This window comes from Albibacillus kandeliae (genome assembly GCF_003116585.1).
Classification (GTDB): domain Bacteria; phylum Pseudomonadota; class Alphaproteobacteria; order Rhodobacterales; family Rhodobacteraceae; genus Albibacillus; species Albibacillus kandeliae.
The window spans coordinates 122,199-143,255 of sequence record NZ_QEHM01000001.1; the positions used below are offsets into that span (position 1 = coordinate 122,199).

General features: G+C 67.0%; 16 protein-coding genes. 5 read left to right on the forward strand and 11 right to left on the reverse strand.

Annotation, left to right across the window (positions count from 1 at the left end; translation table 11 throughout):
- Nucleotides 1-9 precede the first annotated feature (9 nt).
- Genes DDT93_RS00595 through DDT93_RS00610 form a run of 4 tightly spaced genes read right to left on the reverse strand, consistent with a single transcriptional unit; the run spans nucleotide 10 to nucleotide 6,254 of the window.
- Entirely contained in the window at nucleotides 10-1,050 is a 1,041-nt protein-coding gene (locus DDT93_RS00595) for an ABC transporter substrate-binding protein (protein ID WP_198654748.1), read from the reverse strand.
- A gap of 42 nt (nucleotides 1,051-1,092) precedes the next feature.
- Nucleotides 1,093-3,084, reverse strand: coding sequence for a hydantoinase B/oxoprolinase family protein (locus DDT93_RS00600; protein WP_109463855.1), 1,992 nt, complete (start codon nucleotides 3,082-3,084; stop codon nucleotides 1,093-1,095).
- On the reverse strand, nucleotides 3,081-5,147 hold the full coding sequence (locus DDT93_RS00605) for a hydantoinase/oxoprolinase family protein (protein WP_109463856.1): 2,067 nt from the start codon (nucleotides 5,145-5,147) through the stop codon (nucleotides 3,081-3,083). Before DDT93_RS00605 ends, DDT93_RS00600 begins: the two co-directional genes overlap by 4 nt.
- A gap of 18 nt (nucleotides 5,148-5,165) precedes the next feature.
- Complete coding sequence (locus DDT93_RS00610; protein ID WP_109463857.1) at nucleotides 5,166-6,254, reverse strand: ABC transporter ATP-binding protein; 1,089 nt, start codon at nucleotides 6,252-6,254, stop codon at nucleotides 5,166-5,168.
- A gap of 134 nt (nucleotides 6,255-6,388) precedes the next feature.
- Between DDT93_RS00610 and DDT93_RS00615 the strand changes: the two genes are divergently transcribed.
- Nucleotides 6,389-7,396: a LacI family DNA-binding transcriptional regulator gene (locus DDT93_RS00615; RefSeq protein WP_109463858.1), complete on the forward strand. Its 1,008-nt coding sequence runs from the start codon at nucleotides 6,389-6,391 to the stop codon at nucleotides 7,394-7,396.
- A 16-nt stretch (nucleotides 7,397-7,412) separates the two neighbouring features.
- Here the strand turns inward: DDT93_RS00615 and DDT93_RS00620 are convergent, their stop codons facing one another.
- Entirely contained in the window at nucleotides 7,413-8,645 is a 1,233-nt protein-coding gene (locus DDT93_RS00620; RefSeq protein ID WP_109464720.1) for a PQQ-dependent sugar dehydrogenase, read from the reverse strand.
- A gap of 204 nt (nucleotides 8,646-8,849) precedes the next feature.
- Nucleotides 8,850-11,639, reverse strand: a complete 2,790-nt coding sequence (locus tag DDT93_RS00625; RefSeq protein ID WP_109463859.1) for a bifunctional aconitate hydratase 2/2-methylisocitrate dehydratase — start codon at nucleotides 11,637-11,639, stop codon at nucleotides 8,850-8,852.
- 232 nt (nucleotides 11,640-11,871) lie between these two features.
- Between DDT93_RS00625 and DDT93_RS00630 the strand changes: the two genes are divergently transcribed.
- Nucleotides 11,872-12,051: a hypothetical protein gene (locus DDT93_RS00630; RefSeq protein WP_109463860.1), complete on the forward strand. Its 180-nt coding sequence runs from the start codon at nucleotides 11,872-11,874 to the stop codon at nucleotides 12,049-12,051.
- 14 nt (nucleotides 12,052-12,065) lie between these two features.
- On the opposite strand, the gene DDT93_RS00635 is transcribed toward DDT93_RS00630, so the two are convergent.
- The 5 genes from DDT93_RS00635 to DDT93_RS00655 all read right to left on the reverse strand — a co-directional run bounded on the left by DDT93_RS00635 (nucleotide 12,066) and on the right by DDT93_RS00655 (nucleotide 16,999).
- Entirely contained in the window at nucleotides 12,066-12,731 is a 666-nt protein-coding gene (locus tag DDT93_RS00635; protein WP_109463861.1) for a class I SAM-dependent methyltransferase, read from the reverse strand.
- A 306-nt stretch (nucleotides 12,732-13,037) separates the two neighbouring features.
- Nucleotides 13,038-14,186, reverse strand: a complete 1,149-nt coding sequence (locus tag DDT93_RS00640; RefSeq protein WP_109463862.1) for an HPP family protein — start codon at nucleotides 14,184-14,186, stop codon at nucleotides 13,038-13,040.
- An 87-nt stretch (nucleotides 14,187-14,273) separates the two neighbouring features.
- Nucleotides 14,274-14,891 (reverse strand): 2-dehydro-3-deoxy-6-phosphogalactonate aldolase, encoded by a 618-nt coding sequence (locus tag DDT93_RS00645; protein ID WP_109463863.1) that lies wholly within the window; start codon nucleotides 14,889-14,891, stop codon nucleotides 14,274-14,276.
- Between the two features lie 16 nt (nucleotides 14,892-14,907).
- Nucleotides 14,908-15,801 (reverse strand): 2-dehydro-3-deoxygalactonokinase, encoded by an 894-nt coding sequence (locus DDT93_RS00650; RefSeq protein ID WP_109463864.1) that lies wholly within the window; start codon nucleotides 15,799-15,801, stop codon nucleotides 14,908-14,910.
- 202 nt (nucleotides 15,802-16,003) lie between these two features.
- Nucleotides 16,004-16,999, reverse strand: a complete 996-nt coding sequence (locus tag DDT93_RS00655; RefSeq protein ID WP_109464721.1) for a LysR family transcriptional regulator — start codon at nucleotides 16,997-16,999, stop codon at nucleotides 16,004-16,006.
- Nucleotides 17,000-17,163: 164 nt separating this feature from the next.
- On the opposite strand from DDT93_RS00655, the gene chvE reads away from it, so the two are divergent.
- The 3 genes from chvE (at nucleotide 17,164) to mmsB (ending at nucleotide 21,053) form a co-directional block, all read left to right on the forward strand.
- Nucleotides 17,164-18,228, forward strand: coding sequence for a multiple monosaccharide ABC transporter substrate-binding protein (gene chvE, locus DDT93_RS00660; RefSeq protein WP_109463865.1), 1,065 nt, complete (start codon nucleotides 17,164-17,166; stop codon nucleotides 18,226-18,228).
- 90 nt (nucleotides 18,229-18,318) lie between these two features.
- A complete protein-coding gene (mmsA, locus tag DDT93_RS00665; protein ID WP_109463866.1) occupies nucleotides 18,319-19,851 on the forward strand; it encodes a multiple monosaccharide ABC transporter ATP-binding protein in 1,533 nt (510 codons plus the stop codon).
- Nucleotides 19,848-21,053 (forward strand): multiple monosaccharide ABC transporter permease, encoded by a 1,206-nt coding sequence (gene mmsB / locus DDT93_RS00670; RefSeq protein ID WP_109463867.1) that lies wholly within the window; start codon nucleotides 19,848-19,850, stop codon nucleotides 21,051-21,053. Before mmsA ends, mmsB begins: the two co-directional genes overlap by 4 nt.
- Nucleotides 21,054-21,057 lie beyond the last annotated feature (4 nt).

Below are 21,057 nucleotides of genomic sequence, written 5' to 3' on the forward strand. Positions count from 1 at the left end.
GGAGTTCGATTACATACCGATTTCGCGGTTCCAGCGGTCGACCCACTCGTTCCGGACCTTGGCGATCTCGGCATAGGGCGGCAGGTTGGCCTTGGAGAGCGGGGTGACCCGCGCGGCGAGCTTCTCGCTGTAGACCACCTCGGTGTTGGTCACGCCGTAGTTCAGGATCTCGGCGAACTGTGCCTGCGGTCCGGGCGCCAGGACCTCGTTCAGGTAGTCCCAGGCGAGATCGGAGGCGTTCTTGGGCTTCTGGATCGCCACGGCGGTCATGGCGCCGCCTTCCTCGGGGTTGATGAAGTCGATCCAGTCGACGCCTTCGTCCACGTGGTTCCAGGTGCGGCCGTCGAAGTAGATGCCGAGGTCGGCTTCGCCGGAGGCGAGGTGGTTGAAGAAGTCGTTCGGACCCGCCCAGAACACGAGGTTGTCCTTCATCTTGGCCATCGCCTCGAAGAAGGGATCGACGTTGTTCACGTCACCGCCAAGCGCGTTGTTCAGCGCCCAGAGGAAGAAGACGGTGGTCGGGCCGTACTGGATCGAGGGGACCGAGGCCACGAACTCGCCCGAGGACACGCGGTCGACGAAGGCCGCAAAGCTCATCGGCGGTTCCGACACGGCCTGCTTGTTGTAGGTGATGCCACCGACACCGTAGTCGAAGTAGGTGCCCTTGCCGAGGCAGGCATCGGTGAAGGCCTGCGGGATGTTGGCGAGGTTCGGCAGCTTCTCGACGGTGAACTCGTCCATCAGGTCGCCCTCGGCGGCGAGAACGGCGAGGTCCGGGGTCATGATCAGCACGTCGAGCGGCGGGTTCTCGGGGTTGGCTTCGACCTGCGCCAGCCACTGGGCCGGGCCGCCGAGCGAAACGGTCGCCTTGGCGCCGGTCTTGGCCTCGAAGGGCGCGACGAAGCAGTCGCGGATCGCCTGTTCCCATACGCCGCCGTAGGCGGTGACGTTCAAGGTCTTGGTCTGTGCCCTGAGGGGCAGGCCGTTCAGGCCCACGAGCCCGGCAGCGGCGGCGCCGGTGCCGAGGAATTTGCGTCGGTTCAGTGACATTGGTCTCTCCATTGGAATTTGGGCCGTTTTGCCGGTTCTGGTTCAGATGGTGCTCAGACAGGTTTCGAGACGCCGGATGGCGGTCTCGCGCTGGGTGTCGCTCGCCGGGAGGCGAGGGAAGCTGGAAGGCAGGTCCGCGAGGACGGTTTCGAAGATTTCGCGGCGGCGGCTCTGGCGGCGCGACAGCGGCAGCGCCAGCAGGGCGGCGTTCAGCCGGTCCATCAGCTCGGGCGCAAAGATGCCGTCCCAGGTGTCGCGCTCGGGGCCGAAGACGGTGCCTGCGTTGGTCGCCGCGCCCTTGCGCAGCGCGGCGGTCGCCTCGTGGTCGATCTGCCCGTCGCAGAGCGCGACGCCATAGGCGCGGCGCGCATGGTCGGCAGTGACGAAACCTGCCTCCACATCGGCGAGAACCGCCTCGGGCGCGCGCTGCATCGGATCGCCGTAACCGCCTGCGCCGGGGGTGCGGAAGGTGACGATGTCGCCCGACTTGACCTCCAGCACGTCGATCTTGCCGAGCCGGTGTTCGCGCGGGTGGCCTTCGTTGATCACCAACGAGCCAGGCTGGCCGGGCTGTCCGCCCGCCTGTCCCCAGGGCCGGAACAGCAGGCGTTCCATGCCGCGCCCGAGGACGTGGGAGCCGTCGGTTAGAACGCGGAACGAAAGTTCCATGCCGCAGCCGCCGCGCCATTGACCGGCGCCGCCGGAGTCGGGGCGCAGGCCGTAGTGCAGCACCTCGACGCCCAGTTCGGCCTCGACCGTTTCCACCGGGTTGTTGGCGAGGTTCGAGATGCCGCTGTCGCGCCCGTCCACGCCATCATGTCCGCGCCGGGCCCCGGTGCCGCCGATCAGCGGTTCGATCACCTGCACCATCCGCCCGCCGGCGGGTTTGGGCTCGCTCATCACGATCGGGATCACCGTACCGGAGGCCGCGGCAGGCAGCACGTCGGGCAGGGCGAGGCCGAAAGCCCCGTTGAGGATGTCGTTCACCCGGATCGCGGCGGCGTGGCGCACGCCGGTTGCCGCCGGCTCCTCGGGGTTCACCAAGGTGCCGAGCGGGGTATGGATGCTGAGCGGGCGCAAGAGCCCGGCGTTCAGCGGGGCGGAGCGGTCGAGCGTCTGTACCAGTGCCAGCATGCGCAGCGTCAACCACGCATGGGGCCGCCCGCAGGAGGGGATGTTCATCGCGGTAGCGACCTGCGGATCGGTGCCGGTGAAGTCGAGGTGGACGCTGCCGTCCTTGATCTCGACCGTCACCGAAAGGCGCACGGGCAGGCGGCTGGCGGCGTCGTCGTCGAGGTAGTCGGAAAAGCTGTAGCGGCCCTCGGGCATCTGGCGCAGAACCGCCTCGGCCTTGCCCGCGGCGTAGCTCATCAGAGCTTCCTGCGCGGCGGTGAGCTCGGCTTGCCCATGCTGGCCAAGCATCTGCGCGACGCGGCGGCGCCCGGTGGCCAGCGAGGCCAGCATGGCGCGGATGTCGCCCATGTTGGCGTCCGGCGTGCGCGAGTTGGCGTCGAGGAACAGCCGGACCTCGGGCGACATCTCGCCCCGGCGCATCAGCTTGACGGGCGGGATCCGCAGCCCTTCCTGGAAGATCTCGGTGTTCACCGGCGAGATCGAGGAGGGCACGCGCCCGCCTACGTCCGAGCAGTGCACGAAACACCAGCCGTAGGCGACGATTTCGCCCTCGTGGAAGTAGGGCTCGATCATGTGCAGGTCGGGCAGGTGTGTGGCGAGCCCGGTCGAGCGGTAGGGGTCGTTGGTGAGGATCACGTCGCCCGGTTCCAGCGCGCCCTGAACCTCGATGACGGCCTCGATGGCGGGAAGGCATTCCAGCCCAACGAAACCCGAGACACCGATGGAGCGCGGGTAGGCGAAGAACCGGCCGTCGAGCCCCGCCAGCGCGCAGGCGAAGTCGGCGGTTTCCTTGACGTAGAGGGTGCGGCCCGTGCGCTGCAGCGTCAGGCACATCTCTTCGGTGACCGAGGCGAACTTGTTGCCGAGGATTTCCAGCAGAACGGGGTCGAGGCTGCTCATGCCGGGGTCCTTTCGATGATCAGGTTGCCGTGGTCGTCCACCGTTGCGGTCCAGCCGGGGAGGATGACGGTGGTGGTTTCGGGCTGTTCGACGACGGCTGGGCCGGAGAGCACGGCGCCGGTGCCGAGGGTGGCGCGGTCGTAGACGTCGGCGTCGCGCCAGCCGCCCTTGTGGAAGATCGCGCGGCGGGTGCGCACCGGGGCGCCCTCGCCGGTGGCGGCGGAGGCGGTGAGGGGCTGTCCCGCGCCGATCATGGCGAGGCGGATGGTGCCGATCTCGACCTGCGCCTCGGTGTCCCGGAAGCCGTAGATGCGCTCGTGTTCGCGGTGGAACGCCTCGGCGTAGTCGGCCGCGACGGCGCCGGGGGCCAGTTCGACGCGGAGTTCGTAGGCCTGGCCCGCATAGCGCATGTCGGCCGAGCGTTCGGCGCGACGGTCCGAGATATCCGGCAGTTCATCGTCGAGCCAGGCATCGCCCTCGGCTTGGAGGGCGGCAAAGGTGGCCTCGGCCGCGGCGGCGCTGGCCTCGGTAAGTTCCACGCGGAGCGAGCGCACGAAGTCGCGGCGCAGGTCGGCACCGGCTGCGCCCATTGCGCAATAGGCCCCGGCGGCCTGGGGCACGAGGATGCGGGCGATGCCGATTTCCTCGGCCAGCAGGTTGGCGTGGGTCGGCCCGGCGCCGCCGAAGGGCAGCAGCACGAAGTCGCGCGGGTCCAGCCCGCGCTCGGCCATGGTGCGGAAGAGTGATCCGGCCATCCCGGCAGAGGCGACCGAGAGCGCGCCCTCGGCCAGCTTTGCGGCACGATCCTCGCCATCGATGCCGATCCGGCTGGCGACCGCGTCGAGCGCGGCGCGGGCGGCGTCCCCGTCCAGCGGCATCGCGCCGCCGCCGAAGTTCGCCGGGTCGATGAAGCCGCAGGCGATGAAACAGTCGGTCACGGCCGGTTCCTCGCCGCCGCGCCCGTAGGAGACGGGACCGGGATGCGCCCCGGCGCTGTGCGGGCCGACCTTGAGCACGCCCTGTGCATCGGCCCAGACGATCGAGCCGCCGCCCGCGCCGATGGCGTTCACATCGACCACCGGCAGCACGAGGGGCAGGCCGCCGATATCGGTCCGGGTCGCCATGCCTGCGGTGCCGTCGGTCGCCACGGCCATGTCGGAGGAGGTGCCGCCCATGTCGAAGGTGATGATGTTCTGCATCCCCGACTGGCTGGCCTGTCGCACGGCCGCCATCACGCCGGAGGCGGGACCGGAGAGGATGGTCTCGACCGGGCGCGCCACGGCAGAGCCGACCGAGAGCGAACCGCCGTTGGAGGCGGTCACCAGCAGCGGGGCGTGCACGCCGATGCGTTCAAGCCCGGCAATGAGACGGGTGAAGTAGGTGTCCATCAGCGGCTGGATATAGGCATTGAGGCAGGCGACCAGCGTGCGCTCGTACTCGCGGATTTCCGGCCAGATCATCGCGGCGGACGAGATCGACAGGGCGTCGAGCCGCTCGGTCAGGGCTGCGGCGATGCGGCCTTCGGTTTCGGGGTTGGCATAGCCGTTGATCAGCATCAGCGCGGCAGCGTCGAGGTTCAGCGCGGCAAGCTCGCGTGCGACGCGGTCCAGTTCGACGGCGTCGGGCTCGCGGGTCAGGTTGCCGTCGCGGTCAAAGCGGGCGTCGATCTCGACCACGCGGGCGCGCGGGACCAGCGGCACCTCCTTTTCGGCGTGCAGATCGAAGGAGGAGGGCATGCGGCAGCGCGCGATTTCGAGAATGTCGCGGTAGCCCTTGGTCACGATCAGCCCGATGCGTGCGCCACGTCGCTGGATGATGGCATTGAGCCCGATGGTGGTGCCGTGCATCAGCCCGCCCACGTCGGAGGGCGCCATGCCCTCGCGGGCGAGAAACTTGTCGAGCCCTTCGATCAGCGCGCGCGACGGGTCGTCGGGGGTCGAAGGTTCCTTGAACAGGGTCACCGCGCCGGTCTCGGCATCGGCCATCACGAAGTCGGTAAAGGTTCCGCCGACGTCGATGCCGATCCGCAGCCGTCCGGTAGAGCCCTGGGTGATGTCTTTCATGTCTTTCTCCTGTCCCGGTCAGTTCCGGGAGTCCGGCGTCGTCACGAGGACGCCATGTTCGACGGGCCAGCCCACGGCCACCCTGTCACCGAGCACGAGGCTGGTCTGACCAAGGGAGGCATCGGCCTGGCGATAGGCGGTCACCTCGGTCGCGGAGCCGTCGAGCGCGATGCGGTAGGCCGCGTAGGAGCCGCGGAAGGAGGCGGCGACGATGCGGCCCGACAGGCCCTGCGGCAGCGCGCCCGCCGCCTCGCCGAGCACGATGCGCTCGGGACGAACGGAGAGCGTGGCGCGGGCGCCGGGTGCTTTCTGTGCGGGCAGGGGCAGGGCCCCGGCGGGGGTGGCAAGGCTGCCATCCGCGCTCACCTCACCCTCGAACAGGTTCGATGTGCCCAGAAAAGTGGCGACAAAGGCGGTTTCCGGACGGTCGTAGATATCGTTCGGCGCGCCAAGCTGGAGGATGCGCCCGCCCTGCATCACGGCGATCTGGTCGGACATCGACATCGCCTCTTCCTGGTCGTGAGTGACGAGGAGCGTGGTGATTTCGAGCCGCTGCTGCATCTCGCGGATCTCGAACTGCATGGATTCCCGCAGCGCCTTGTCGAGGGCGCCCAGCGGTTCGTCGAGCAGAAGCACGCGCGGGTTGACCACCAGCGCACGCGCCAGCGCGACCCGTTGCTGCTGGCCGCCGGAGAGTTGCGAGGGGTACATGTCCTCGCGCCCGGTCAGGTGCACCATGTCGAGCATGCGCCGCACCTCGTCGGACTGCTCCTGCTTGCTTGCGCCCAGCATCCGCAGCCCGAAGGCGACGTTTTCGGCGACGGTGCGGTGCGGGAACAGAGAATAGCTCTGGAACACCATGCCGAGCCCGCGCTTGTTCGGGGGCAGGCGGGTCACGTCGTCGCCACCGACGGTGATGCTGCCACTGTCGGGCGTCTCGAAGCCCGCAACCATCCGCAGAGTCGTGGTCTTGCCGCAGCCCGAGGGGCCCAGCAGAGAGACCAGCGCGCCGGGTTCGACAGACAGATCGAGGTTGTCCACGGCCATGAGCGCGCCGAACTTCTTTCGGATCGCGGTGAGGGTCAGGCGGGAGGGGGCATCGGTCATGGCGGCTCCGGTCGCTTTGGTATATAGAATTGTAGCGCTACAAAAATTTGTAAAGTGCAAATTCACGTGAGGGCCACCTCGCTTGCCAATCCGGCGGAAGCAGAGCATTTTTTTGAGCAGACAAGAGAGTGAGCATGACCGAGACCTCGCGAATCACGGCCAGGAAACTGACGATGCAGGACATTGCCGAGGCGGCTGGCGTGTCTCCGATGACGGTGTCGAACTGCTTTCGCTACCCCGACCGGGTGCGTGCCAAGACGCGCGAGGCGGTGATGAAGGTCGCGGCGGAACTGGGCTATGTGCCTAACATGTCCGCCGGGTTGCTGGCGGCGGGCACCAGCCGGGTGATCGGGGCGGTGCTCCCCTCGATCCGCAACTCCTCGTTCTATCGTTACGTCGCGGGCCTGCGGCAGGCGGCCACGGCCGAGGGGCACGAGTTGATCACCATGATCGCGGAAACGCCGGAGGAGGAATTCTCGGCGGTGCAGACCCTGCTGGGGTTGCGGGTCGCGGGCATCGCGCTGGTCGCCGGACCGCACGCACCCGAGCTGCGACAGTTGCTGGAACTTTCGGGCACCGCCGTGGTCGAGAGCTGGGGCGGAGACAAGGCCATCGGCCGGGGCGTCAGCTATGACGTCGGGGCCGCGAGCCGCGCGCTGACCCGTCACCTGATCGCACAGGGGCGGCGGCGGATCGGCTTCGTGCAGGTCTCGGGCGGGGGTGGTCATCGCTACACCATGCGCCTGCCCGCCTTCCGGCAGGAGATGTTCGCGGCGGGCCTGTCGGACTCGCTGGTGCTGACGGTGCGGGCGGCGGACGGGTTCGGGTCGGGCGCGCAGATCCTCAACGAGTTCCTCGCGCTTGAGCCGAAGCTGGACGCCATCCTCTGTCCGACGGATGTGGTTGCAGCGGGTGCGGTCTTTGAATGCCAGCGCCGTGGGCTGGAGGTGCCGGGCGACATCGCGGTTGCGGGCTGGGGGGATTATGACATCGGGCGGCAGCTGAGCCCGTCGCTGACCACCATCGCGCCCTTTTCCGACGAAATCGGGCAGGGCGCGGTCTCGATCCTGCTGGGTGACGCGCCGCCATCGGAGGGGCCGCTGCTGACGCCCTATGCGCTCGAGATCCGCGAGAGCGCCTGAACCGGCGCCGCCCTGGCTAGTCTGCCGGGGTGATCCGCAGGAGGGCGCCGTTGTCGGCATCGGTCAGGATCATGATCGCACCGTCCCGGGCCACTGCCACGTCACGGACGCGCCCGATGCCCTGCAGGTACCGTGCCTCGCCGGTGACCTTGCCGTCCTTCAGTTCGAGGCGGACCAGGGCCTGTGCCCCCATGCCGCCGATCAGGACGCTGCCGCGCCAGTCGGGAAACAGGTCGCCCTCGTAGAAGGCCATGCCGCTTGGGGCGATGACCGGATCCCAGTAGTAGACCGGCTGTTCGAGCCCCTCGCGCGCGGTGAGGCCCTCGCCGATCGGGCGGCCGCTGTAATCCAGCCCGTAGGTGATGACGGGCCAGCCATAGTTGCGGCCCGCCTCGGGGCGGTTCAGTTCGTCGCCGCCGCGCGGGCCGTGCTCGACGGTCCAGAGCGCGCCATCTGGGGCGAGGGCGGCGGACTGGATGTTGCGGTGGCCCCAGGACCAGATTTCGGGCTGGCCGCCCGCGATCTCGGGGTTGCCCGGTGCAGGACCGCCCATCGGGTCAATGCGGAGGACCTTGCCCAGATGCGTCGAGACGTCCTGCGCCAGTTGTCGCGGCGCGGGCAGGGACCGTTCGCCGGTGGTCACGAAGAGCGCACCGTGGTTGTCGACCACCAGCCGCGAGCCGTAGTGCAGCGTCGAAGACCACGCGGGTTGCTGGCGGAAGATCACGGCAACGTCCGACATAGCGGCCGCGTCCGGTGACAGGATGCCAGTTGCCACGGCGGTGCCGTTCTCGCCGTTGCCGCGCGGCTCGGCGTAGCTCCACCAGACCCGGCGGGTCTGTGCGAAGTCGGGGGCTACCACCACGTCCAGCAACCCGCCCTGGCGGCGCGCGTCCACCTCGGGCAGGCCGGAAATCGGTGCGGACAGCGTCCCGTCGGTGCCTGCCAGACGCATCCGACCGGGCCGTTCCGTGACCAGCCAGCTGCCATCGGGCAGTTCGGCCATGCCCCAGGGGTGTTCCAGCCCCTCGACGATGGCGTCATGGCGCAGCGCGGTGTCGTCGGCGAGAATGGGCGCGCGGGTCTGGTTTACAAAGGCCGGGGACTGGTCCGGTGCGTTCGGTGGCGCGCTGTTGAAAGACTGCGCCGTCCCTTCGCCCGCGATGAAGGCGAAGACGAGAAGGCTTGCAAGGAGGGGCGCTGCGGATGAGAGGCGCGGGGTGGGCCACGTCGAGGTCTGGTGGGGCATTCCGGTCTCTCCCTGCGAGGTGCTGCAACCGGCCATTCGGCCCATCGCCATGATCAGGGAGATTAGCGCCGAAGAGGCTGCCGACGACATGTCAGGGCCAACATGTCCTTGTTTTGTCATCACAACTGCGGGAGCGGTCGTGAAGTGAAGGCGCCGGAAAGGACTGCGGGCAGATACCGAAGTATCTGCCCGCGTCCGTGGTTATCAGAAGTGGACCGAACGCGCGGTGCCCGGCTTTTCGAGCGGGGGCGCGAACTTGGTCAGGTCGATGCCTTCGACGGCCGACTTGTACTCTTCCACGCTCGGGGTGCGGCCGAGGATGGCCGAGAGCACCACGACCGGGGTCGAGGCGAGCAGGGATTCGCCCTTCTTCTCGGCGGTGTCTTCGACGACCCGGCCCTGGAACAGGCGGGTGGAGGTCGCGAGAACCGTGTCACCCTTGGCGGCCTTTTCCTGGTTGCCCATGCAGAGGTTGCAGCCCGGACGCTCGAGATAGAGGATGTTCTCGTACTCGGTGCGCGCGGTGGCCTTGGGGAACATGTCGTCGAACTCGAAGCCGGAGTACTTCTGGAGGATGCCCCAGTCGCCTTCTTCCTTCAGTTCGTCGATGATGTTGTAGGTCGGCGCGGCCACGACGAGCGGTGCCTTGAACTCGACCTTGCCGTTGGCTTTCTCAAGGTTCTTCAGCATCTGCGCGACGATCTTCATGTCGCCCTTGTGCACCATGCACGAGCCGACGAAGCCCAGGTCCACCTTCTTCTCGCCGCCGTAGTAGGACACGGGGCGGATGGTGTCGTGGGTGTAGCGGCGCGACGGGTCGGCGTTGTTGACGTCCGGGTCGGCGATCATCGGCTCGTCGATCAGGTCGAGGTCGACGACGACCTCGGCGAAGTACTTGGCGCTGTCATCGGGCGACAGGGCAGGCTTTTCGCCCGAGCGGATCTGGGCGATGCGCTTGTCCGCCTTGTCGATCAGGCCCTGCAGCGTGCCAGCCGCATTGTCCATGCCCTTGTCGATCATCACCTGGATACGGTCCTTGGCCAGTTCCAGCGAACCGATCAGCGTCTCGTCGTTCGAGATGCAGATCGAGGCCTTGGCCTTCATCTCGGCGGTCCAGTCGGTGAAGGTGAAGGCCTGGTCGGCCAGCAGCGTACCGATATGAACCTCGATCACGCGGCCCTGGAAGACGTTGTCGCCATGCTGCTTGAGCATCTGCGCCTGCGTCGCGTGAACGACGTCGCGGAAGTCCATGTGGTCGGCCATCTTGCCCTTGAAGGTGACCTTGACGGATTCCGGGATCGGCATGGTCGCCTCGCCGGTCGCAAGCGCCAGCGCCACGGTGCCGGAGTCGGCGCCGAAGGCCACGCCCTTGGACATGCGGGTGTGGCTGTCGCCGCCGATGATGACGTCCCAGTCATCCACGGTGATGTCGTTCAGCACCTTGTGGATCACGTCGGTCATCGAGTGATAGGCGCCCTTGGGGTCACGCGCGGTGATCAGGCCGAAGTTGTTCATGAAGCTCATCAGCTTCGGGATGTTGGCCTGTGCCTTCTTGTCCCAGACCGACGCGGTGTGGCAGCCCGACTGGTAGGCGCCATCGACGGTCGGCGAGATCACGGTGGCGGCCATCGCTTCCAGCTCCTGGCTGGTCATCAGGCCGGTGGTGTCCTGCGAGCCGACGATGTTCACCTTGACGCGCACGTCCGAACCTGCGTGCAGGGGCTTGCCCTTGGTCACGCCGACGGCGTTGGCGTTGAAGATCTTCTCGACCGCGGTCATGCCCTGGCCTGCGTGCGAGACCTCTTTCGAGGGCGCAAAGACCGGGGTGGCCTCGACGCCAAGGGTCTCGGCGGCGAAGGTTTGCAGCTTCTTGCCGAAGACCACGGCGTAGGAGCTGCCGGCCTTCATGAACTCGACCTTCTGGGGCGTGAAGGCGGAAGAGACATCGACCAGCTCTTCGCCGGCTTCGTTCTTCAGCTTCTTGGCCTTGGTGTCGATGGTCAGCACGGTGCCGGTTTCGACCGAGTATTTCTGGTCGAGGATCGGGTTGCCTTCGTTGTTCAGCAGCGGCTTGCCGTCTTCACCCAGCTTTTTGACCCAGTTCTTGAGGTCGAGGCCGATGCCGCCGGTCACGCCGACGGTGGTGAGGAAGATCGGCGAGATGCCGTTGGTGCCGGCGACGACCGGGGCGTAGTTGACGAAGGGAACGTAGGGGCTGGTCGGCTTGCCGGTCCAGAGCGCGACGTTGTTCACGCCCGACATCCGGGAGGAGCCCACGCCCATGGTGCCCTTTTCAGCGATCAGCATCACGCGCTTGTCGGGGTGCTGCAGCTTGAGCGCCTCGATTTCCTTCTGCGCGGCTTCCGAGATCATGCACTTGCCGTGCAGTTCCCGGTCGGAGCGCGAGTGCGCCTGGTTGCCCGGCGACAGCAGGTCGGTCGAGATATCGCCTTCGGCGGCGATGTAGGTCACGACCTTGACCTCGTCCTCGACGTCCGGGAGCTTGGTGAAGAATTCGGCCTTGGCGTAGCTTTCCAGCACGTCCTTGGCGATCGCGTTGCCGGACTCGTAGGCCGTCTTCAGGCGGGCCATGTCGGCTTCGTACAGGAACACCTGCGTCTTCAGGACCTCGGCGGCCTGCTTGGCAATCGCGGCGTCGTCACCCAGCGTCAGGTCGAGCAGAACCTCGACCGAGGGGCCGCCCTTCATGTGCGACAGCAGCTCGAAGGCGAAGTCGGGGGTAATCTCGGCGACGGTGGTTTCGCCAAGGATGATCTTCTTGAGGAAGGCCGCCTTGACACCCGCGGCGCTCGTGGTGCCGGGCAGGGTGTTGTAGATGAAGAAGTTCAGGGACTCGGCGCGGTGCTCGTTCCCGGCGTCCTCGATCTGGGCGATCAGTTCCGCAACCAGCGCGCCATCGTCGATAGGCTTGGGGTGCAGACCCTCGCCTTTGCGCGTTTCGATTTCATTTAGGTAGTCTGTGTACAAGCTCATGACGATCCCTGGATGTCAGTGGTGGACAAAGCCCGGACGCCGGGTCGCGAAGACTCGTGACGGTTGGCGGCAAGCTGTTTGCATGCGATGGTATACCAAGCCCGATCCGGTAGCAAGTGATGCGCGGCAGCCTTAGCGCCTCTCTTGCATAAAAGTCGAGCGGTCAGGCTGGTCGCTACAGGGGTTTTCAGCGGCCCGGCGCCAAAATGATGCGGCGGGAACTGCGAATGCCTTGATCGGGCGCATTGGCGAACTCGGGCCAATGTTCCGTGGCCGGGCGGGGCGGGGTGCCAACACCGCGCTGCAGGTGCTGCGTGGCATCCGCATGTCGAAGGATGCTCGGATCGAGCGTATCTGGGAGGAAACCACGGAGACCCACCGGCGTATCATCTCGCGGCACGTCCTTGGCTGAGGACGGTCGTGACGTCAGGCGCGGTCGGGTCGGGCGATGAAGAGGACCTGTCCGCGCGGCAGCATCACGTCGCTGCGGGTGACCTGCCAGCCGCTGAGCCGTGCGAGGTGGTCCACGTCGTCGGCAAGGATGTGATAGGGCGCGCGGGTGTCGTGGGTCACCACGCCATCGGGTTGCCGATAGGGCTGCATGGCGGTCCGGGCATCCGGGGCGAGGAAGACCGTGAACAGGAACATCTCCAGCCGCTCGAAGCGCGAGAGATTGGTCAGGGCGCGGCGAAGGTGGGCCATCGTCAGATGTGGAAACACCGCAAAGGCGATGGCGTGGGTGATGGTTTCGGGGAGGCCGGGAAAGTCGAACCGGGCATCCTCGATCAACTGGGCAGGGTCCAGCCGCGCGGGGTCGGGCAGTTCGGTGCGGTGCCCGGCCAGCATGATGTCGCGCGAGGCGTCGGTGGCCCAGTAGTGCCCGGGGTCGAGGTAGGGCACGGCCTTGCAACCGAGGCGCAGCGCCCCTGCGCCGATATCGAGGAGGTGGTGGTGCGGTAGCAGGCCCGCGTCCTTCAGGACGGCCATCTGGACACGGCCGGTCTCGTCCCAGCGGCCGCCGACGATCTCGCGGTGACGCCCGGCGAGGATCGCCGCGTCATAGAAGCCGACCGTTTCATAGGGATTCGTCAAGGCAGGTGATCCGGGAGAGACGGCCCCGCGTGGCCGCAGCCTCCCTTGCGCTGCGCGCCGCGCGCAAGTCAAGAGCGGCGCGCCGGACCCCGCCGCCCCAGAGGGCCCGGGAGGAACCGGAGACGGTGGCCCGCGTTCTCCCAACGGAAGGCCCGACCGCACGTCAATCGGACATGGCGGCATAGCCAACACGGGGATTTTTCCGATTTCTCCCCGTGGCCAACGAAGTGGCAGACGAGGGTTTGTCCCGCCTGCGGCCGGGTTGTTTTCCGAGCTTTATGACCAACCTGGTGGTTACCCGAGCCGCTAGGTTTCCCTGCGCGCAGCATGGCGCGCCAGCGCGGCAATGAGGTCGGTGCGGGTGACGATACCCACGAGCTTGCCATACTCCAGAACCGGCACGGCATCGGTCGCCCCGTCCGCCATCATGGGCAGCAGAGCCCCGATTGGCGTATCAGTCGTGGCGCGCGGCCCTGCGACGCTCATGATATCACCCGCCTGCACGGGCTTGTCCCTGTCCCGGTCGAGCAGCCGGAGGAGGGCGGGCCAGTATCCCCGCTGGAGCCGCAGTGCGTCTTCCCGTGCCTGGCTGATGAGGTGGAGTTGGAAGATGATCCCGAGGAACCGCGCATCAGCGCGCACCACGGGGAGGGAGGTGAACCCGTGACGCCTGAACAGGTCCGCGATGTCGCCCAGCGACGTCTCGGGCGTCACGGTGACAAGATCGCGGGACATGATATCGCGCGCAGTCATCGGGCCGGAGGAATGTGCAGCTACCTGCAGTTCGGCCGCGCCGATGAGGCGGGCGAGATCCTCGACACCGAGGTTGAAGGACTGGCTGTAGCGTTCGAGCAGCGCCATCAGTTCCTGTTCGGAGAGGCCCAGCCTTTCAGTGGGGTTGCGGTCCCCGGTGCCATGCCGGCCCGCGTCCTCGAACTGGCGAAACGGATAGCGCCGCCCGGTCAGCCGGGCATAGAGGGTTGCCAGCACCACGAGGGCGACGGTGCCGACCCCGATGGGGGCGAGGGCGAACCAGAACCCGAGGTGCGCGATGCTGTCGGGCGACATGGCCGCGGTCATCGCGACGGCTCCGGCCGGAGGGTGCACCGCGCGGCAGAGGATGGTCGCGGTGATGGCGAACCCGGCCGCGAGGGCGATCCGCAGAACCGGGTCCGCGATCAGCATGCAGACGGCGACTCCGACGAGAGCGGCGAGGGTGTTCCCGACGATCGCGGACCAGGGCTGCGCGAGCGGGCTGTTCGGAACCGCGAACAGGAGAACCGAGGTCGCGCCGAAGGGGGCGACGAGGTAGAGGCCCAGTTCCAGATCAATGCCGGGGGACAGCAGGAACAGTCCGGTCAGGCCCAGCCCGACGAGCGCTCCGAGACCGGCCCGAACCGCTTCGAGGGCCGGGACGCGGGCAACGGCGGGGCCAAGTGATCGCAAGACACGCAAGGGCGCAGCCTCCCTGATGGATTCGCGCAAAATTTCATCGGAATGCGAAAAGTTCAACCGGGCGGGTGAACCCCGGTCGCGCCGGTGTCAGCTGCCGAGGTCGGTCTTGGCCCGGTCGAAGGCGGCCACGATCTCGGCGGCGCGCTGCGCGACAGTCGATACGCTGTCGCCGGGCCGATAGAGGGCGGTGCCGATGCCGAAACCGGCGGCGCCTGCCTGCAGCCATGTCGAGAAGTTGTCGGGTCCGGCCCCGCCGACCGCCAGCACCGGGATCTCCGGTGGCAGTACCGCTGCGAGGGCCTTCAACCCACTTGGCCCGACCATCGAGGCGGGGAACAGCTTGAGCACGTCGGCGCCCGCCCTGATGGCGGCAAAGCATTCTGTCGCGCTCATCGCGCCGGGGCAGGAAATCAGGCCCCGCCGCTTGGTTTCGACGATGACATCGGAGCAGGTGTCAGGCGAGACGATCAGGCGACCGCCGCAGTCATCCACCCGCGCGACGTCGTCCGGGGTGAGCACCGTTCCTGCGCCGATATCGGCTTCGGCCCCGAAGCGCCGGGCGAGCCGCGTGATGCTGTCGAAGGGATCGGGCGAGTTTAGCGGCACTTCGATGCTGGTGATCCCCGCTTCGATCAGCGTACCGGCGACGGCTTCGACTTCGGGCGGGGTGATGCCGCGAAGGATGGCCACGATCTGTCGTTTCATCTGCAGAGCCTTTCGGTCAGGTCGTCGATGTCTGGAGCATGCGGTCGCGGGCGGCGATCAGCCCGCCAAGCGTGACGGCCTCCGCGTCCAGTGTCTCGGTGGTCAGGCCGTGCCGGGCGAGCGCCAATTCGTAGAGCCGACAGAGCGCCGGGTCGCCCAGCAGGGCGACGCGCTGGCCGGAGAGGGTGCCGATCATGCCCGAAACTTCGGAACCGATCAGCAGGGCGGAGAGGCGGGCGCGGCCCTCGCCCTCGGCATAGCCAGCCAGCAAACCCCGCGCTCGGAGCGAGAAGAGGTCGGCGGCGAGGGGCGCGTCGGACGTGGTTGTCAGCGCGGCATCGAAGACCGCCTCGTTCCAGCCCTCGGCGGTGAAGGAGGAGAGGGTGGAGTGGCCCGAGACGAGGGCGAAGAGTTCGCCGGTCATGGCGGTGCGAAAGCCGGTGACACGCCCCTCGCTGACCCGCGCCCACTTGGTATGGGTGCCGGGCAGGCAGACCAGCCCGTCGAAATCGGGTGTGGCGGCCAGCATCCCGGCGATCTGGGTCTCTTCACCGCGCATGACATCGGGCGGCTCGGCCTGTGACAGGCCGGGCAGGATGTGGACATCGAGCCTCGGGTCTACCGTGGGCACCTGAACGGGGGCGCCGGAGGGGTGGGCCGGGACCGCGACGTATCCGGCCTCTTTCCAGCCGGTCCTTGCCCCGGCCATGCCGCAGATGAGGACGGGTGTGCGGCGACCTTCCGGCAGCAGATGGCCCGCGGCCCGCAGGAAGGCGGGCTCGAACTGATCGGGCGTAAGGCTGCCCATGCCCTCCTGCGAGGTGGCCGAGCCGGTGACCTTTCCGGCCGCGTCGATGGCCCAGATCCGGAGGCGCGAGGTGCCCCAGTCGGCTGCGATCCAGTCGGTCATGTTCGCGCGCCTTGCGTCGGCGTGACGCGGAGTGACCGGTGGGCCGCAAAAGCGGGAGACCGCGCAGATCGCGCAAAGATCATGTTTTTCAGTGCCTTGCGTGTCATGTTCTGCTCCCCCTCTCGCCGGAAGCTAGGCCAGCATCGGATTCCGCTCAAGCCAGAACCTGCGAGAGGGGAGACGAGTGCCCCTCTGCCGGGGTTCAACCGAGGTCGGGTGCGGGAGCCAGGTGACGGGTCTTTTCGCGGATCAGTCTGAACACGCGGCGCACCGCCGGAGAGGGCTCCACGTTGCGCAGGGAGATCAGCGAATAGGGGACCACGGTCATGTCCCGCGCGACGTCGAGCCGCCGGATGCGGCCCCCGAAAGCGGTCTCGGAGGCATAGAAGTCTGCGGCCGATCGGGCGATGGGCGCGATGGCGTTGGTCTCGCAGATGATGGCGAGCGTCAGCAGCAGGGACGAGGTGCTGAGGATGCGCTCGGGCGGGCGCAGTCCGTTGCGCAGCAGGTAGGCCTCGGCGGTGCGGCGCAGCAGCCCGTTCTCAGGCTGCATCACCCAGTCGTAGGCAAGGCAGTCGGCGACGGTCAGGCTGTCGCGCCGTGACAGCGGGTGTTCCAGCCGAGCGACGAGCGAGACAGGTTCGGGGCCGATTTCCTCCAGCGCGATGGCGCGGGTCTCCATGCCTTCGGGAATGCGCCCGATGTAGAAGTCGAGATCGCCCGCGAACAGCGAGTCGCCGAGCTTGTCCGATGTGTCCACCAGCACCGAGAGTTCGATGTCGGGGTAGGTGACGCGCAACTCCCGGATCACGGGGAGGACCAGCTCCACCGCCGGGCCGGTGACGCTGCCGATGCGGACTGTGCCGCGCTCGCCCGTGGCCAGGGCGGCGATCTCGTGCTGGACCTCGTCCAGCCCGTGCAGCAGTTCGCGTGCCTTGGAGGCGAGCGCCTGACCGGCGGGGGTCAGGGTTACGCCGCGCGCGTGGCGCTCGTAGAGCGTGGCGCCCACGGTCTTTTCCAGTTCCGCCAGAAGGCGCGAGGCAGCGGGCTGGGTCATGGCGACCTGCGCGGCGGCGCCCGAGACCATACCGGTTTCGCGCAGGGCCACCAGCAGGCGGAGTTGCGGCAGCCTGAGGCCGCGCCGGATCAGTTCATCGCGCAGGTGCCGCTCTGAGGGGGGCTCGGTCGTCACGTCCATGATCAATATTCCCAAATTGGTATATTGAGAGAGAAGATCTGTATTTGATCGCTATATCACGAAAAGGCAGTGTCCCGGCAAGCCCTCGAGATTCGGGAGCTGCACACAAGAATGCCCGGTCAGGCAGCTGGAGGAGCGACGCCGCGGGCACAGGGAGGACTATCATGAAATTCACGAGACGCGCCCTTGGCGCGACTGCAATCGCGCTCGCCTTCGCGTCGCCGGTTCTGGCGCAGGAGAAGGGCTATGTCGGGATCGCCATGCCGACCAAGTCGTCGGCGCGCTGGATCGACGACGGCAACAACATGGTCAAGCAGTTCGAGGAGGCGGGATACACCACCGATCTGCAGTATGCCGAGGATGACATCCCGAACCAGCTGGCCCAGATCGAGAACATGATCACCAAGGGGGTCAATGTGCTGGTCATCGCGGCTATCGACGGCACCACGCTGACCAGCGCGCTGGCGAACGCCGCCGCTGCGGATATCAAGATCGTCGCCTACGACCGCCTGATCCGCGACAGCGGTGACGTCGACTATTATGCCACCTTCGACAACTTCAAGGTGGGCGTGCAGCAGGCCGAGACGCTGGTGGCCGGGCTGAAGGAACGCTTCCCCGACACCAAGCCGTGGAATGTGGAGCTGTTCGGCGGCAGCCCGGACGACAACAACGCCTACTTCTTCTACAACGGCGCCATGTCGGTGCTGCAGCCGATGATCGACAGTGGCGAGATCGAGATCGTGTCGGGCCAGATGGGCATGGACACGGTCGGCACGCTGCGCTGGGACGGCTCGGTCGCTCAGGCGCGCATGGATAACCTGCTCTCGGCCAATTACACGGACAAGCAGGTCAACGGTGTGCTCTCGCCCTACGACGGGCTCTCCATCGGGATCATCTCGTCGTTGCAGGGGGTCGGTTACGGCTCGGGCGACATGAAGATGCCGATCGTCACGGGGCAGGATGCCGAGGTGCCCTCGGTCAAGGCGATCCTGCGGGGCGACCAGTACTCGACGATCTTCAAGGACACGCGCGAGCTGGCGCGGGTGACCGTCGGCATGGTGGATGCCCTGCTGGCCGGTGGCGAACCCGAGATCAACGACACCGAGACCTACGACAACGGGGTCAAGGTGGTGCCGTCCTACCTGCTGGAACCGCTGCCGGTGACCAAGGACAACTGGGAAGAGCGGCTGGTCGAAAGCGGCTATTACGAGAAGAGCCAGATCGAGTGATCCCTCCCGGATGACCGGCCCGCGCGGCCGGTCCGACTGGCCCGCCGGGCGCTGACCCGGCGGGCGTTTCCCGAAGAAGCGAGACGAACGATGTCCGTAATCCTTGAAATGCGCGGGATCACCAAGGCGTTCCCCGGGGTGAAGGCGCTCGACGATGTCACGCTCTCCGTCGCCGAGGGCGAGATTCACGCCCTTGTGGGTGAGAACGGGGCGGGGAAGTCGACGCTGATGAAGGTTCTGTCGGGGGTCTATCCCCACGGAAGCTACGATGGCGAAATCCTCTATGACGGTCAGCCCCGCGCCTTTCGCTCGATCCGGGACAGCGAGGAACTGGGGATCATTATCATCCACCAGGAACTGGCGCTGATCCCGCTGCTTTCGGTGGCCGAGAACATCTTTCTGGGCAACGAGCGCGCGACCGGCGGCATCATCGACTGGCGCGAGACCCACAGGCGGGCGGCGGAGTTGCTGGCGCGGGTCGGGCTGGACGAGAATCCGGAAACTCTGGTCGACACTCTTGGTCTGGGCAAGCAGCAGCTGGTGGAGATCGCCAAGGCGCTGTCGAAGAATGTCCGCCTGCTGATCCTGGACGAGCCGACCTCGTCACTGAACGAGACAGACAGTGCCAAGCTTCTGGAACTGCTGATGGATTTTCGCGAGAAGGGGCTGACCTCGATCCTGATCTCGCACAAGCTGAACGAGGTGTCGCAGGTCGCGGACACCATCACTGTGCTGCGCGACGGGGCGGCGGTGGCGCGGATGAACTGCGCCGAGGGCGTGGACGAGCACGACATCGTGCGCAACATGGTCGGCCGCGCGCTGGAGGACCGCTATCCTCCCAAGGGACAGGCAGTGACCGGCGAGGTTGCGATGGAGGTTCGCAACTGGTCGGTGCGCCATCCGCTGCATCCCGAGCGGCGCGTGGTGAACAATGTGAGTTTTCACGTGCGCCGGGGCGAGGTGCTGGGCATTGCAGGGCTGATGGGGGCAGGGCGCACGGAGCTGGCGATGAGCCTGTTCGGCCGTTCCTATGGCCGGGACATCAGCGGCGAGGTGAGGATCAACGGCGCGCCTGCCGATCTCTCGACGGTGCGGCGGGCGATTGACGCGGGGCTGGCCTATGCCACCGAGGACCGCAAGACCTTTGGACTGGTGCTGGATGACACCATCCGGCGCAACGTGCCTTTGGCCGACCTTCCGGCCATCGCCAGCAACGGGGTCGTCGACCGCGCCCGCGAAGCGGAGGTTGCCGAGGACTATCGCGGCAGGCTTGCCATCAAGTCCTCTTCCATCGAACAGCCGACCGTAAACCTTTCAGGCGGCAACCAGCAGAAGGTGGTGCTGTCAAAGTGGCTCTTCGCCGATCCCGACATCCTGATCCTCGACGAGCCGACCCGGGGCATCGACGTCGGCGCCAAGTTCGAAATCTATACCGTGATCCGTGACCTCGCGGCGCAGGGCAAGGCGATCATCGTGATCTCCTCGGAACTGCCCGAGCTGCTGGGGGTGACCGATCGCCTCTACATCATGAACGAGGGCCGCTTCGTCGGTGAAATGCCGACCGCAGAGGCCAGCCAGGAAAAGATCATGTCCAGAATCGTCAAGTCGGGAGAAGCCGCATGACCGACATCACCACCCAGTCCGCCACACGGGGCGAACGCGGCAGCAAATCCGGCTGGCAGTTCGTGAAGGGCCACTTGCGGGAGTACGGGATCCTGATCGCGCTGGTCGTCATCATGGCGTTCTTCCAGGTCGCCACCGGGGGCATCCTGCTGAAACCGGTCAACCTGACCAACCTGATCCTGCAGAACTCCTACATCGTCATAATGGCGGTGGGCATGCTGCTGGTCATCGTCTGCGGGCACATCGACCTCTCGGTCGGCTCGGTCCTGGGCTTTGTCGGGGCGCTGGCGGCGGTGATGATCGTGGAGTGGAACCTGCCGTGGTTCATCGCCGCTGTGCTCTGCCTCGCGGCGGGGGCGGCCATCGGTGCGGCACAGGGGTTCTGGGTCGCCTACTTCCGCATTCCGTCGTTCATCGTGACGCTGGCGGGGATGCTGGTGTTCAAGGGGCTGACCCTCTGGCTGCTGGCCGGCCAGTCGGTGGGGCCGTTTCCGCCCGAATTCCGGCTGATCGCCTCGGGCTTCGTGCCCGACATCTTCGGAGGGGAGAACCTGAACCTCTTCTCGCTGTTCGCCGGGGTCGCGGTCGCCGCGCTGTTGCTGTGGCTCTCGATCCGGGCGCGTGCGCGGCAGGTCGCGGCGGGGGCCGAGACCGAGCCCTTTGCCTTTTTCGCAGGCCGCAACGCGCTGATCTTCGTCGCGCTGGTCTACATGTCATGGCTGATGGCCGATTTCCGGGGGCTGCCCAATGTCTTCATCGTCATGGCGCTGCTGATCGCGGTCTACTCCTTCCTGACCTCTCGCACCACCTTCGGGCGGCGGCTCTACGCCATCGGCGGGAACGAGAAGGCGGCCACGCTCTCGGGGATCAACTCGCAGCGGCTGACCTTCCTGACCTTTGCCAACATGGGGATGCTGGCGGCCTTGGCGGGTCTGGTCTTTGCCGCGCGGCTGAACACCGCGACGCCCAAGGCGGGCGTGGCCTTTGAACTGGACGTGATCGCGGCGGTCTTCATCGGCGGGGCCTCGATGTCCGGTGGCGTCGGCACCGTGGTGGGCGCCGTGGTGGGGGCCTTCATCATGGGGGTCATGAACAACGGCATGTCGATCCTCGGTATCGGCATCGACTGGCAGCAGGTCATCAAGGGCCTCGTGCTGCTGGCCGCTGTCATCTTCGACGTGCTGAACAAGCAGAAAGGTTAACCAG

Excerpts from the sequence above, each read along its gene's own strand:
- DDT93_RS00595 (WP_198654748.1), bottom strand. The coding sequence starts at position 1,050 with ATGTCACTGAACCGACGCAAATTCCTCGGCACCGGCGCCGCCGCTGCC.
- DDT93_RS00600 (WP_109463855.1), bottom strand. The coding sequence starts at position 3,084 with ATGAGCAGCCTCGACCCCGTTCTGCTGGAAATCCTCGGCAACAAGTTC.
- DDT93_RS00605 (WP_109463856.1), bottom strand. The coding sequence starts at position 5,147 with ATGAAAGACATCACCCAGGGCTCTACCGGACGGCTGCGGATCGGCATC.
- DDT93_RS00610 (WP_109463857.1), bottom strand. The coding sequence starts at position 6,254 with ATGACCGATGCCCCCTCCCGCCTGACCCTCACCGCGATCCGAAAGAAG.
- DDT93_RS00615 (WP_109463858.1), top strand. The coding sequence starts at position 6,389 with ATGACCGAGACCTCGCGAATCACGGCCAGGAAACTGACGATGCAGGAC.
- DDT93_RS00620 (WP_109464720.1), bottom strand. The coding sequence starts at position 8,645 with ATGCCCCACCAGACCTCGACGTGGCCCACCCCGCGCCTCTCATCCGCA.
- DDT93_RS00625 (WP_109463859.1), bottom strand. The coding sequence starts at position 11,639 with ATGAGCTTGTACACAGACTACCTAAATGAAATCGAAACGCGCAAAGGC.
- DDT93_RS00645 (WP_109463863.1), bottom strand. The coding sequence starts at position 14,891 with ATGAAACGACAGATCGTGGCCATCCTTCGCGGCATCACCCCGCCCGAA.
- DDT93_RS00650 (WP_109463864.1), bottom strand. The coding sequence starts at position 15,801 with ATGACCGACTGGATCGCAGCCGACTGGGGCACCTCGCGCCTCCGGATC.
- DDT93_RS00655 (WP_109464721.1), bottom strand. The coding sequence starts at position 16,999 with ATGGACGTGACGACCGAGCCCCCCTCAGAGCGGCACCTGCGCGATGAA.
- chvE (WP_109463865.1), top strand. The coding sequence starts at position 17,164 with ATGAAATTCACGAGACGCGCCCTTGGCGCGACTGCAATCGCGCTCGCC.
- mmsA (WP_109463866.1), top strand. The coding sequence starts at position 18,319 with ATGTCCGTAATCCTTGAAATGCGCGGGATCACCAAGGCGTTCCCCGGG.
- mmsB (WP_109463867.1), top strand. The coding sequence starts at position 19,848 with ATGACCGACATCACCACCCAGTCCGCCACACGGGGCGAACGCGGCAGC.